The organism is Asticcacaulis sp. P2_B1 (genome assembly GCF_056404915.1).
Genome location: NZ_JBFUDD010000001.1, coordinates 143,997 through 156,357 on the forward strand (window position 1 = coordinate 143,997; position 12,361 = coordinate 156,357).

The 12,361-nt window shown below is 58.5% G+C and carries 16 protein-coding genes and 1 tRNA gene; 13 read left to right on the forward strand and 4 right to left on the reverse strand.

From position 1 onward, the window contains the following. Positions 1-18 precede the first annotated feature (18 nt). A complete protein-coding gene (locus AC1DX3_RS00635; protein WP_476987296.1) occupies positions 19-432 on the forward strand; it encodes a hypothetical protein in 414 nt (137 codons plus the stop codon). A 298-nt stretch (positions 433-730) separates the two neighbouring features. Next, positions 731-2,902 (forward strand): sodium-translocating pyrophosphatase, encoded by a 2,172-nt coding sequence (locus tag AC1DX3_RS00640; RefSeq protein ID WP_476987297.1) that lies wholly within the window; start codon positions 731-733, stop codon positions 2,900-2,902. Between the two features lie 57 nt (positions 2,903-2,959). Here the strand turns inward: AC1DX3_RS00640 and AC1DX3_RS00645 are convergent, their stop codons facing one another. Beyond that, complete coding sequence (locus tag AC1DX3_RS00645) at positions 2,960-3,160, reverse strand: hypothetical protein (protein WP_476987298.1); 201 nt, start codon at positions 3,158-3,160, stop codon at positions 2,960-2,962. A 294-nt stretch (positions 3,161-3,454) separates the two neighbouring features. Further along, on the reverse strand, positions 3,455-3,922 hold the full coding sequence (locus AC1DX3_RS00650; RefSeq protein ID WP_476987299.1) for an outer membrane protein assembly factor BamE: 468 nt from the start codon (positions 3,920-3,922) through the stop codon (positions 3,455-3,457). A 193-nt stretch (positions 3,923-4,115) separates the two neighbouring features. Between AC1DX3_RS00650 and AC1DX3_RS00655 the strand changes: the two genes are divergently transcribed. The 11 genes from AC1DX3_RS00655 to AC1DX3_RS00705 all read left to right on the forward strand — a co-directional run bounded on the left by AC1DX3_RS00655 (position 4,116) and on the right by AC1DX3_RS00705 (position 11,522). After that, the gene (locus tag AC1DX3_RS00655) at positions 4,116-4,772 is read left to right on the forward strand and encodes a ubiquinol-cytochrome C chaperone family protein (protein ID WP_476987300.1); all 657 of its coding nucleotides are present in this window, start codon (positions 4,116-4,118) and stop codon (positions 4,770-4,772) included. A gap of 14 nt (positions 4,773-4,786) precedes the next feature. Beyond that, on the forward strand, positions 4,787-5,344 hold the full coding sequence (locus AC1DX3_RS00660; RefSeq protein WP_476987301.1) for a YceD family protein: 558 nt from the start codon (positions 4,787-4,789) through the stop codon (positions 5,342-5,344). 127 nt (positions 5,345-5,471) lie between these two features. Then, positions 5,472-6,647, forward strand: a complete 1,176-nt coding sequence (gene plsX, locus AC1DX3_RS00665) for a phosphate acyltransferase PlsX (RefSeq protein WP_476987302.1) — start codon at positions 5,472-5,474, stop codon at positions 6,645-6,647. Between the two features lie 4 nt (positions 6,648-6,651). Next, positions 6,652-7,632, forward strand: a complete 981-nt coding sequence (locus tag AC1DX3_RS00670) for a beta-ketoacyl-ACP synthase III (protein WP_476987303.1) — start codon at positions 6,652-6,654, stop codon at positions 7,630-7,632. Positions 7,633-7,812: 180 nt separating this feature from the next. After that, positions 7,813-8,115, forward strand: a complete 303-nt coding sequence (locus AC1DX3_RS00675; RefSeq protein ID WP_476987304.1) for an integration host factor subunit alpha — start codon at positions 7,813-7,815, stop codon at positions 8,113-8,115. A gap of 3 nt (positions 8,116-8,118) precedes the next feature. Next, positions 8,119-8,640: a MerR family transcriptional regulator gene (locus tag AC1DX3_RS00680; protein ID WP_476987305.1), complete on the forward strand. Its 522-nt coding sequence runs from the start codon at positions 8,119-8,121 to the stop codon at positions 8,638-8,640. Positions 8,641-9,130: 490 nt separating this feature from the next. Further along, positions 9,131-9,207: transfer RNA gene (locus AC1DX3_RS00685), tRNA-Pro, on the forward strand. 235 nt (positions 9,208-9,442) lie between these two features. Next, a complete protein-coding gene (locus AC1DX3_RS00690; protein WP_476987306.1) occupies positions 9,443-9,937 on the forward strand; it encodes a hypothetical protein in 495 nt (164 codons plus the stop codon). Continuing rightward, complete coding sequence (locus AC1DX3_RS00695; RefSeq protein WP_476987307.1) at positions 9,928-10,416, forward strand: N-acetyltransferase family protein; 489 nt, start codon at positions 9,928-9,930, stop codon at positions 10,414-10,416. The genes AC1DX3_RS00690 and AC1DX3_RS00695 overlap by 10 nt, the downstream gene beginning before the upstream one ends. Before the next feature lie 67 nt (positions 10,417-10,483). Continuing rightward, positions 10,484-11,260 carry a glycine-rich domain-containing protein gene (locus AC1DX3_RS00700; RefSeq protein WP_476987308.1) on the forward strand — a complete coding sequence of 259 codons (777 nt, stop codon included), beginning with the start codon at positions 10,484-10,486 and terminating at the stop codon, positions 11,258-11,260. 64 nt (positions 11,261-11,324) lie between these two features. Then, the gene (locus AC1DX3_RS00705) at positions 11,325-11,522 is read left to right on the forward strand and encodes a hypothetical protein (RefSeq protein ID WP_476987309.1); all 198 of its coding nucleotides are present in this window, start codon (positions 11,325-11,327) and stop codon (positions 11,520-11,522) included. Here the strand turns inward: AC1DX3_RS00705 and AC1DX3_RS00710 are convergent. Continuing rightward, a complete protein-coding gene (locus AC1DX3_RS00710) occupies positions 11,519-12,133 on the reverse strand; it encodes a TMEM175 family protein (RefSeq protein ID WP_476987310.1) in 615 nt (204 codons plus the stop codon). The two genes, AC1DX3_RS00705 and AC1DX3_RS00710, sit on opposite strands and share 4 nt — an antisense overlap. Continuing rightward, complete coding sequence (locus AC1DX3_RS00715; RefSeq protein WP_476987311.1) at positions 12,130-12,360, reverse strand: DUF2842 domain-containing protein; 231 nt, start codon at positions 12,358-12,360, stop codon at positions 12,130-12,132. The genes AC1DX3_RS00710 and AC1DX3_RS00715 overlap by 4 nt, the downstream gene beginning before the upstream one ends. Position 12,361 lies beyond the last annotated feature (1 nt).

Below are 12,361 nucleotides of genomic sequence, written 5' to 3' on the forward strand. Positions count from 1 at the left end.
TTAGGCACAGTGACGCGCATGTTGAACAAGCGCGTCCTTCTCTTTTCGCTCGCGGCGATCGCCGCTGGTTCCACCGTGCCGGTGTCCGCCGAGGAAAAGGCCAACGCCGCCGATCCGTCGGTGAAATTGGCCACCGTCGGTATTCCGGTCATGTCGGGAAACCAGGTCGTCAACTACCTATTCCTTAGCATTCGCATTAATCTCACGGCCAAGGCCAATGAGAACAAAATTCGCGACATGGAACCTTATTTCCGCGACGTCCTGGTGCGTGTCTCGCATTCGGTGTCGTTTGGCCAGCCCGATCATAGTGATTTGCTCGACGAACAGCGATTCAAGGCTGTGATGACGGTCGAGTGGAGCAAGATCACCGGGGCCGGAGCCATTAAATCGATAGACATTCTGTCACAGAGCCCAAAGCGTCATCTTAGCTAGGCCTGCTTTTACCGCACCGCATTTGCAGTAAATGCCTGTATTTATAGACGAAGATTATTGTGGCGCGTGCGCCGCACAATAATCGGCGCGCTGTCGCCTTGATTATAATGGCCTTGGGCGTTTTCAGACCTTGAACTTAAGGGCGACTTTTGGCACTCTCCGGCCCAATCAAAATAAGCGGCTGAAAAGTTTTTACTTTCTTCGCGATTTACTCAAGTCGCCGTGGCTGTCTTTTTTGATCCCTCAAACCGGAGCGGCGACATGACGCTCCCAAAGATCAACAATACAGGGGTTACAAATGAATATTGCTTTGGTGCTGGCCATTGGGGCCGGCATTGTCGGGCTTTTGTATGGCATCGTCCAGACCATGAGCCTGATGAAGGCGAACGCCGGCAATGAGCGCATGCGCGAAATTGCCGCCGCTATTCAGGAAGGGGCCGCGGCCTATCTGAAACGTCAATACACCACCATCGCCATGGTCGGCGTGGTCATCGTCGTCCTGGCCTATGTCTTCCTTGGCATCTGGGCGGCTATCGGCTTCCTGATCGGCTCGGTGCTTTCGGGTGCCGCCGGTTATGCCGGCATGCTGATTTCAGTGCGCGCCAATGTGCGTACCGCGCAAGCCGCGTCGGAAAGCCTGGCCAAGGGCCTGAAGCTGGCCTTCAATGCCGGCGCCATTACCGGCCTGTTCGTGGCCGGTGGCGCACTTCTGGGCGTGGCGGGCTATTATGCCTTTCTGACCGAAGCCATGAAGTTCGGCCCGGACAGCCGTGAGCTGATCAACGGCTTGGTGTCGTTGGGCTTCGGTGCCAGCTTGATCTCGATCTTCGCCCGTCTCGGCGGCGGCATCTTCACCAAGGGTGCGGACGTCGGCGGCGACATGGTCGGCAAGGTTGAAGCCGGTATCCCCGAAGATGACCCCCGTAACCCCGCCACCATCGCTGACAATGTCGGCGATAATGTCGGTGATTGCGCCGGTATGGCGGCCGACCTGTTCGAAACCTATGCGGTGACCACGGTCGCTACCATGGTTCTGGCGTCGATCTTCTTCGGCAGTGACCCGGCCGTGGCCAAGACCATGATGCTGTTGCCGCTGGCCATCTGCGGCGCCTGTATCTTCACCTCGATCATCGGCACCTTCTTTGTCACCCTCGGCAAGGACAATAACATCATGAATGCCCTTTATAAGGGCTTGATCGTGACGGGCGTCCTGTCGATTGCCGCCGTGGCGGCCGTTATCTATCAGTTCGTTGGCTTCGACACCTCGATCAACTATGCCGGTGCGCCGCATGCCTTTAACGGCATGACGCTGTTCTATTGCGGCCTGGTTGGCCTGGCCGTCACGGCTGGTTTCATCGTCGTCACCGAATACTACACCGCCACCGGCAAGCGCCCCGTTGTCTCGATCGCCCAAGCCTCAGTTACCGGTCATGGCACCAATGTCATCCAGGGCCTCGCGGTCTCGATGGAATCGACAGCCATTCCGGCGCTGATCATTTGCGTTGGCATCATTGCCTGTTACCTGCTGGCTGGCCTGTTCGGTATCGCCATCGCCACCACCACGATGCTGGCTCTGGCTGGGATGATCGTTGCGCTCGACGCTTTCGGTCCCGTCACCGACAACGCCGGTGGCATCGCCGAAATGGCCGGTCTGCCGCCGGAAGTGCGCCACACCACGGATGCGCTCGATGCGGTCGGCAACACCACCAAGGCCGTCACCAAGGGCTATGCCATCGGTTCGGCCGGTCTCGGCGCCCTGGTTCTGTTCGCCGCCTATACGTCCGACCTGAAGTACTTCTCGGGTCTTCCGGATGCGAAGGGCATTTTCGCCGGCCTCGGCAATCTGACCTTCTCGCTGTCGAGCCCGTGGGTTGTCGTCGGCCTGCTGATCGGCGGCCTGCTGCCGTATCTGTTCGGTGGCATGGGCATGACGGCCGTCGGCCGCGCAGCACAAGCCGTTGTCGAGGAAGTGCGTAAGCAGTTCCGCGAAGATCCGGGCATCATGGCCGGCACCTCCAAGCCGAACTATGGCCGTGCCGTCGACATGCTGACCAAGGCGGCCATTCGCGAAATGATCGTGCCGTCGCTTCTGCCAGTCCTGTCGCCGGTCGTCCTGTTTGCCGTCGTCTACTTCGTCAACAAGGCGAATGGTGGCACCGACGCGGTTCCCGCCTTCGAAGCCGTTGGCGCCATGCTGTTGGGCGTTATCGTTACGGGCATTTTCGTCGCTATCTCGATGACCTCGGGCGGCGGCGCGTGGGACAATGCCAAGAAATCCTTTGAAGACGGTTTTGTCGACAAGGATGGCGTCAAGCACATGAAGGGCTCCGAAGCGCACAAGGCTTCGGTGACGGGCGATACGGTCGGCGATCCTTACAAGGACACGGCTGGTCCGGCCGTTAATCCGATGATCAAGATCACCAATATCGTGGCCTTGCTCATGTTGGCGGTTCTGGCCCATCAAGGCTAAGCTCAGCTTAAGTGCTAAAAGAGAAAGCCCCGCGTCACAGACGCGGGGCTTTCATCGTTATGCCTTCACCACGCTGTACAACCGGTAGGTCTCGTCGTGGATGGCGGCGAAAGGCGTCAGCCTGACCTCGCGGTCGCTGGCCTTGATGGTCCATGCGTCGCCGACGGGGAACAGGACCACCGGGCCGGTGATCAGCGCCACGACCTCAGGATGCGCTGAATTGAGCGGCTCCAGGCGCGATCCCCTGTCAAAGATCATATCGACGGTATCGCCATCTTGGTCTCGGTCGCTTCGGCGCTCAGGCCAAATCCGCCGGCCGCAGCGCAAAGACAGTCAGTCCGGCTGCCAGGCGAAAGGAAGGCGCGGCGCGAAAACTTCATGACGGAATATCCCTGTTTGTTATTTGTCGGATGATTTAGCCTATAATGTAGGACAATTGCAGGGCGGTTTCCAGACTAATGGTCCGACAAATGTGTTTTCGCTTGCGGGTATGAAAAAGCCCGTGAAACCAAAGGCTTCACGGGCTTTGCAAACTGGAAAACGAGCTGGCTTTTATTCGCGGCGGCGATTGTTGCCGGGATTGCTGTCCTGATCGTTGTTGATGCGCTGACGGCCGACCGTGCCAAGAACCTGTTCCAAAGCTGTCAGCGAACGGCCCCGGGTCGGCGTCTTGTTCGGGTTGGGTGTCAAGGCGCGGCCGTCGGCCAGGCTGAGCGTCTGGATCTTGGAGACCGTGTTGTCGGCCTTGTTAAAATCGACGATCGTGACGCTGCGCGCCGTGACGTGCGGCTGCTTGTAGGTCATCTTCATCGACACCTGGTCGATATAGTACCATTCCTGAGCATCGTAGACGGAGGTCTGCGAAGGTGCGCCCAGTTTATCGATGACGGTTTCCTGGGTATCGCCGACCTTAATGTCGGTCGCCGGCTTGGCGTCGGTGGCCAGGTAGCCATGGTGCGTCATGGTCGGTGCGCAAGCCGAACCCAGCAGCATCGCGCTGGTGGCGGCAACCAGGGCCACGGAAGTCTTCAGGGGTAGCGGACGCAAGAGCATGAATATCCTGTCAGGGTACGAAACGTATTTGACCTATAAGAAAATAAGGCTTAGGGCAAGCTTAAGGCCGAATAATGGCTTTGGATAGTGAAATTTTTACCCTACCGTCATACGCCTCCGTGTCTCATTTCGCGGTCTCGTGCACGGCAAGGAAGCAGGCATGCCGACGCTACTCGCCTCTCTCAAATCCCTGTTCAAGCCGAGGCCCGTCAAGCTGACGGGGGCGAAACTGTATGCGTCGTGCGTGGGCCAGGCGAGGTTGCCGGCCTTCTATCTTGACTATGGTGTCGAGGATGCCATCGGCGCTCGCTTCGAACTGCTGACCCTGCACGTCATCATGGTTGTGACGCGCTTGAAATCCCTCCCGGTCGACGATTCTCGCCACGAACAGGGGCTCGATACCTCACAAAATTTGTTCGACGCCTTTTTACTGGCGCTCGACAGCGCTCTGCGCGAACAGGGCACCGGCGACCTGACCGTGCCGAAGAAGATGAAGCGCCTGGGTATTATCGTCTATACGCGCATGAAACGCTGGGACGACATGTGGCGTGACGGGGCCCTTTTAGCGGAGCAGGCCGACTATGCGGCGCGGACGATTTTTGCCGGTTCGGCCTATGGCGATGGCGAGGACGATGTTGACGGCAAGATTTTGCAGGATGATGTCGCGCGCCGGGCGGATGCCTTCGCCGTCTACGTCCAGCAAGCGCACGACGCCCTCGATACAGATAGCCTGTTGCGCGGCGATGTTGCGTGGCCGCAGCCGGCCGCCCTTGAAACGGCGCCGGACTCAGCCGACCTTATAAGCGTACAAGCGTAAGCGGGAAGACAATCATGGACGAACAGCAAAAAGATGCCCGCCAAAAGGACGAAGGCCTGTGGGAACACAAGGTCCGCTTCGATCAAGCGCTGAAGGGCCTCGATATCACCTTGACCGCGGACGAAGCCCGCCGCGCGATCATCGCCAAGGGATTTGGCATGGCCTCGCTCGATGCCCTGACGGCTCGTATCACCACGCGCTCCGCGACCTATGATAAGCCGATGGTGCATGTCCGCCTGACGCTGGAAGGCGAGGTGACGCAGGAGTGCGGCGTATCGCTGGAACTTTTCAGTCACCCGATTTCGGGCGAACTGGACATAGATTGCATCGAAAAGGCTCGGGTCACCACCGAGGTTGCCGAAGTTGGTGCGCATGAATTCACCCTGGACGATCTCGACGAGCCCGATATCGTCGAAAATGGCCAGATCGACCTGGGCCAATATGTTATCGAGGCTCTGGGTGACGCTTACGATCCATTTGCGCGCAAGCCGGGCGCTGTCTTTGAAGAACCCGAAACAGAGCCGGAACCGTCGCCTTTCGCGATTTTGGCAAAGTTGAAACGCGATGAGTAGCACGGACGTGGACAGGGTGCGGCGCAATAAAGCTTGCATAGTTATAAAGTCTCGCTATCGTCCCCGGCTTGTTTTCGCGCCTGCACGGGGGGCAGCGAGCGCCTCCAGTGCGAGTCCCGAAGCTTAAATGAGGTCATCCGAGTCCGTGCCGACATCATCCGAACCTCGACCCAAAACCAATGCCCCCGAAGGCGCTGTGGTGATCGCCATCGACGCCATGGGCGGCGATCACGGCCCGTCCGTGACCGTGTGTGGCGCGGCCCTGTTGTTGGCCGAAAGTCCTCATCTTTTCTTTCAGTTGCATGGTGACGGCGAGCGCATTAACGCCGAACTGGCGCGACTTCCGGCCTTGAAAGCTCGCTCGGTCGTCATCCACACCGACCAATGCGTCGCCATGGACGAAAAGCCGGCTCAGGCCATTCGCCGCCGCAATACCAGCCTGGCCAACGCCATCCACGCCGTCAAGTCGGGCGAGGCTCGCGCCGTTATTTCGGCCGGCAATACCGGCGCGCTGATGGCGCTGTCGAAGATGATTCTCAAAATGATGACCGACGATCTGGAACGGCCGGCCATCGGTTGTTCGTGGCCCAACAAGAAGGGCTTTGGTACCGTCCTCGATGTCGGCGCCAATGTGACATCGGACGCCCATCAACTGATCGAATTTGCCCTGATGGGCGCCGCCTTCCACCGCGCTGTGCGCGGGGTGGCTTCGCCGACCATCGGCCTGCTCAATATCGGCTCCGAGGACGTCAAGGGGCACGACGACGTACGCGAGGCTCATGCCTTGCTGAAGACTAATACGTTGGGTCTCAACTACCACGGCTTTGTTGAAGGCACCGACCTGTGCGAAGGCACGGTCGATGTCGTGGTGACCGATGGTTTTACCGGTAATGTGGCGTTGAAAACCGCTGAAGGTACGGCGCGGTTTATCAAGGACCTGATGAAGGCGGCCCTGAAGTCGTCGCCCCTGGCCATGTTGGGCGCCATGCTGGCCGCACCAGCCCTGAAGGCCATGGCGCGGCGTATCGACCCCGGCACGGGCAATGGCGGTCCCTTATTGGGACTGAAGGGCATTGTTATCAAAAGCCACGGCAGTGCCGATGCGCGCTCCTTCTCCAACGCCATCCGTGTTGGGGTGTCCCTGGCCACAAGCGACTATGAGCGCGACATCGCCCAATCCCTGGCACAGATTTCGCAGAGCTTCGCCAAGGCCGAGGCTCTTGCCGCGGCTTCAACGACAACAGACATGAAAGTCTCACCGGCCAAAGCGGATTTGGCCATGGCGGGCAACAAGGTAAACTAGGCGCATGCGTGTGTTGAGATCGGCGGTCACGGGGGTAGGCGGTTTCCTGCCCGAACAGATCGTCAGCAATGAAGACTTCACCCGGATGGTGGATACCTCCGACGCATGGATCGTCGAACGTACCGGCATACGTCAAAGGCATCGTATCGATCCCGGTATGAAGACGTCGGACATGGCGGTCGCGGCGGCGAAAATCGCGCTGGAAGCCGCCGGCAAATCGGCCTCCGACGTCGACATGGTCATTGTCGCGACCACCACGCCCGACATGCCCTTCCCGTCAACCGCTTCGATCGTCCAGCACAAGCTGGGGGCGCCGACCTGTCCGGCCTTCGACGTCCAGGCGGTGTGTTCGGGCTTTGTCTATGCCCTCAGCGTCGCCGACGGATTTGTCGCGCGCGGCCTGGCGAAATGTGTCCTGGTCATTGGCGCTGAAGCTATGACGCAACTGCTCGACTATAGCGACCGCGGCACCTGCATCCTGTTCGGCGACGGCGCCGGCGCGGTCGTACTGGAGCCGGCCGAGGGCGAAGGCACCAAGGCGGACCGTGGCATCCTCGGGTTCGATCTGCGCTGCGACGGCTCCAAGGTCGACCTGCTCTATGTCAGCGGTGGCACCTTCGAGGACGACAACCGCATCGGCAAGATCAAGATGGTCGGCAATCAGGTCTTCAAGCATGCCGTGCAGAAGATCTCGGAAGCCGTTGAAGCCGCTGTAAAAAAATCGAACCTGACGATTGCCGATATCGACTGGTTCATTCCGCATCAGGCCAATCAGCGGATCCTCAACGGCGTGGCCGAGCGCTTGGGACTGGACGAGGCCAAGGTCATCTCGACCGTCGCTCAGCACGCCAATACCTCGGCGGCCAGTATTCCGCTGGCCTGGTATACCGGCGTCAAGGATGGCCGGGTCAAGCCGGGCGACCTGGTGCTGATCGAGGCGCTGGGCGGCGGCCTGACCTGGGGCGCGGCTGCGATTCGTCTGTAGCTCCAAAAGCCTGCAGGCCTTTCGGCAAGGGCAGAGCGCTTGCGATTCTCCCATCACAAGTTTTTTGTTCAAAGTTGCTCATAAGCCTTTGACGCAAACGACAATTTGCGGCAATGTGACTCCTTGCGGGCCTGCACGTTTCCGGCAGGCTGTCCACATCTCAAAAACCGGGGCAGACGGATGAAATCGCAAACCTTGACACGTGCTGAACTTTTTGAAGACGTTCATAATGAACTGGGCCTGCCGCGGCAGGAATGCGCGGCCCTGGTTGAACGCACGCTTGATATGGTAGTCGACGCGCTGGAACGCGGCGAAATGGTCAAGCTTTCCGGCTTCGGCGTCTTCCAGGTCCGGGAAAAGAATGCGCGCGTCGGCCGTAACCCTAAGACGGGCAAGCCGGCTGCCATCGACCCGCGCAAGGTCATCAGTTTTCGTGCGTCCCAAATCATGAAGGCCCGCGTCGACGCCGGAGCCGGTGAGTAAGACGTGAACAAAGGCCCTCTCGCCTTACGTACTATTTCCGAGACCGCCGAAGCGATTGGCGTTCAGCAACATGTGCTGCGCTTTTGGGAGACCAAGTTTCCCTTTATCCGTCCAACCAAACGCGCCGGTGGACGGCGGTTTTATCGCCCGCAGGACATCGAGCTGCTGGCGGCCGTCAAGGCCTTGCTCTACGACCGTGGTTACACGATCCGCGGCGTACAAAAACTGTTCAAGGACCACGGCCAGAAGGCCTTGCTCGACCTGCCGGAAGGCGAGGGCGCCCTGTTGACTGAATCCGGCCTAGTACCGGCGGAACAGATGCCGGGCGATGCCAAGCCCCAGGCACGCCAACCGGCCTTCGATTTCAGCGACGTCGGCGATCCGGATCGCGGCATGCATCTGTCGCAGGAAACGCGCGATAGCTTCCTCAATATCGCCAAGGCGCTGGAAGAAGCGCAAGAGACCCTGGGGCGCCATATCGGCCGTCAGGGCAGCCGCGGCAGCAATCGCGGAAAATTCTCCTAAGAGCTTATACAAGGTATAGATGGGTCGTCCGAGCGACCTTGTCGTATTTGGGTTGGCAAGGTCTGACCTGGATTCGGAGTGGACTCGACCGTTTTGCAGCGATGTCGGCGCTCCGAATGGATTTATCTTTGCTTCGCGGGTGTGATTGTTTGGTATTATTGCACCTTTAATTGATAGTGGCGGATCCGCTGGTTAAAGGTGTCAGGGGAGGCTTTTGACTTGGCGATAAGGCGTTTTCGGGCGTGCTGGGGGCCGGATTGAAAGCAATCCAAAGGGAGGTTGAGCACCTCCTTACTTGACAGTCGAAGGGGCAATCCTTGTCACTCCGAATCTAAATCGCTCCGAATCTAAAATCCTTTCGGAGCGACACGCCATCGATCATTAGATCGCCGCCGAAAATTCTTTGAAATACCAGCCTTGGGGGATTGCGGAGGCTTATTTTCGTCTCTATAAGCCGCGTCTCTCTGTGGCGACACAGAGCTTTTTTTGACGGAGCGTGGCGCAGCCTGGTAGCGCACTTGACTGGGGGTCAAGGGGTCGCAGGTTCGAATCCTGTCGCTCCGACCATTAAAGAAAAAAGGCGTCCCTCTTGGGGCGCCTTTTTTCTTTAATATCCGAGTGTCAAGCTTCGAACCGTAGAGGTTCGAAACGAGGGATTTGCGGAGCTAATACCGAGTTCGACGGAGCGAAGTGAAGTCAATCCTGTCGCTCCGACCGCTGCTATGCAATCCCGCCATTGATACCCGGATTTGCCTCGGCTACAACTGAGTCCCAATGTGCTTACGAACCGGCGGGGGAAGTGATGGCATCTGAATTCGACTTCGACGAGGCGCCGCGGTGCCTGCGGCCATTCGCCGTTCACCAAATGGCGACGGCCTATGCCGACGATATTTTCTCCAGCTACACCCTGGCCTGTACCTGCGGAGCCCGTGAATTCCAGGTGTTTGACCAGCGTCACGACGACCAGTTTTCCGGCGTCAAACTGAACTGCGTCACCTGCGGCAAGGAAGCCATGCTGTTTGACGGTACGGTCGACGGCTATGACGGCGAGTTCGGCCATCTCGACGCCATGAAGGCTGGCGCCGTCACCTATACGCCCGTCGACGACGGGGCGATTTTCAGCATGCTGATCGCCGTTTTCACCTTTAATACCGACCAGGGCGAACTGACCGATCTGGCGCGCGACTCCGGCAAGCGACCGATCGACCTGTTCGACTGGTTCCAGCTGGTCGAGGACGATCGCGACCTGCCATTTCCGAAGGGCGGTGACACGGTGTGGGAATTCGAATGCGCTTAGATATCCGTGAGGTTACGGACGATGCCTTTGATGAGATATGGCCAATACTGCACGATGTCATCGCCGATGAGGACACCTATCCGTGGTCGGCCGACACGACGAAAGAGGCGGCCAAGGCTCTATGGTTCGCGCCGGGCGCTCATGTTTACAATGCCTATGTCGGGGATGAGTTGGTGGCGTCGCGCTTTATCGTTGCCAACAAACCTGGTTTGGGTAGCCATATCGGCAATATCGGCGTCATTATCGCCAATGCTTGGCGCGGCAAGGGACTGGGCCGGCAACTGAACGACTTTGCGATAGAGAAGGCGCGGGAGCTCGGTTTCAAGGCTATCCAACTCAATTTCGTCGTGGCCACCAACGAGGCTTCGATCCGGATCTGCCAGAAGAACGGCTTCGAAATCGTCGGCACCTTGCCCGGCGCCTTCCATTATAAACGCGAACGTTATGTCGATGCCTATGTGATGTTCCGCCGGCTGTGAGCTGTCATCGAACTGTCATGGAAATGTCGTATCCTCCAAGCAACGAAAACAGCAAAGAGGAGACTATGTGAAATCTGAATTGGCCCTTTGGCAGGCCATAAACGCCTACGATCTGGACGCCGCTGATGCGGTGCTCCCCTTCAGCCGCAGGTTGGCGCGCGAGACCGGTTGGTCACTCACTTTTTCCAAAGCCGCGATCGCGGACTATAAGAGGTTTATCTACCTCATTTGCGTGGCGGACCGCATGTTGACGCCGTCCGACGTCATTGACGAGGTCTGGCATCTCCATCTCATCTACACGCAGGATTATTGGGATCGCTTTTGCGGCGAAACCCTAAAGCGCAAGATCCACCATGGCCCGACCCAGGGCGGGCAGGCCGAAGCCGACAAATATCTCGGCGCCTATCGGCACACGCTCGATCTTTACCGACAGGAGTTCGGCGCACCGCCACCAGAGGCCTTATGGCCGGCCGACCGCACACGGTTCTCCCGGCCTGTACGTTTTCAACGCATCAATCCATCAGACCACATCATCCTGCCCAAGCGGCAGGTTTTTTTATGCCTGGCCCTGGCCTGGCCGTTGTTGCTGGCTTCATGCACGACGCAGCAAGCCTTCCACTTTGTCGACCAACATATGGTGTTGTGTTTCATCGGACTGATCGTTGGCTGGATGTTCCTTAGCGCCGTGTTTCGTGCCCTGGGCTGGATCAAACCGAGCGGACGCAAGGGCGGAGACGGCGGTAGTTCCTGCGGTTCCGGCTGCGGCAGTTCCGGCAACAGTGGCTGCGGATCCGGATGCAGCTCAGGTTGCGGGGGTGGATGTGGAGGCGGGTGTGGAAGCTAATCCACATTGAGAACATATGGTCGCATACCTATTCTCGAAGCTATAACCGTAAAGGAGTCACCCCATGACCGACCTTATCGCCACCTTGTGGTTTCCCGTCCTGTTGGTTGCTGGTTTCGTTATCTGGATCGTTTTCCGCGTCCGTCACGCCTTTTCACGCGGCCATAGCGACACGGTGATCGTGCGCACGCACGATGACCGGCCGATCGTGATCGTTCCCGATAAGGACAAGCCGTACGACGACGGCAGCAATATTGGCTAACTACGCTCGATGCGCCGGTCCGGCACAAGCCACATGAGGGCGACGGCCAGGTAGCAGGCCACGCCGGCCCACGCCGACCAGAAGGTGAGGCCGATGCCAATGGCATAGACAACGACCGAAATAATACCCTTGCTATCATTGCCGATCGCCTTCTTGATCAGGCTGTCGCGGCCATTGGCGGCGATAAGAAGCTGGACCAGGATGGAATAGGCGATGCCGGGCATCAGGAGAGAGAGACCGTAGATGGCGACGGGCACCTGGGCCAATGTGCCGTCATGATAGCTTTCCCCCATCCATCTTGTCGTGAACGGTACCAGGGACAGCCAGAACAGCAGGTGCATATTGGCCCACAGCACGCCGCCATTGATCGATTTGACGACATGCAGCAGATGGTGGTGATTGTTCCAGTAGATGCCAACATAGATGAAGCTGAAGGCGTAGAGCAGAAATACGTGAATGCTTTCACGGAGATCATGCCATTCCACGCCTTCGGGCACTTTCAATTCCAGCACCATGATGGTGATGATAATGGCGACGACGCCATCACTGAAGGCTTCCAGCCGCGTCTTGGTCAGGGGCTTGATGTCCGTGGGGGCTGGGTCTTCGCTCATTTCTTCTTTTTCTTGTAGTTTTCCGACCAGGAAATCAGCGGGATGATCGGCACGCCCCATAGGGTCCCGGCCAAGGCGTAAAAGATAAAAGCGGTGATCTTGCCGCCGTGCAGGAAGCCGGCGATACTGGCCACGATCACGACGTAGACGGCCAAAAAAACCAGGATGCCGATACAGGTTATGGCGCGGCGTTGCGGCAGGCTGAGGCCTTTGACGGGTTCGGCCATG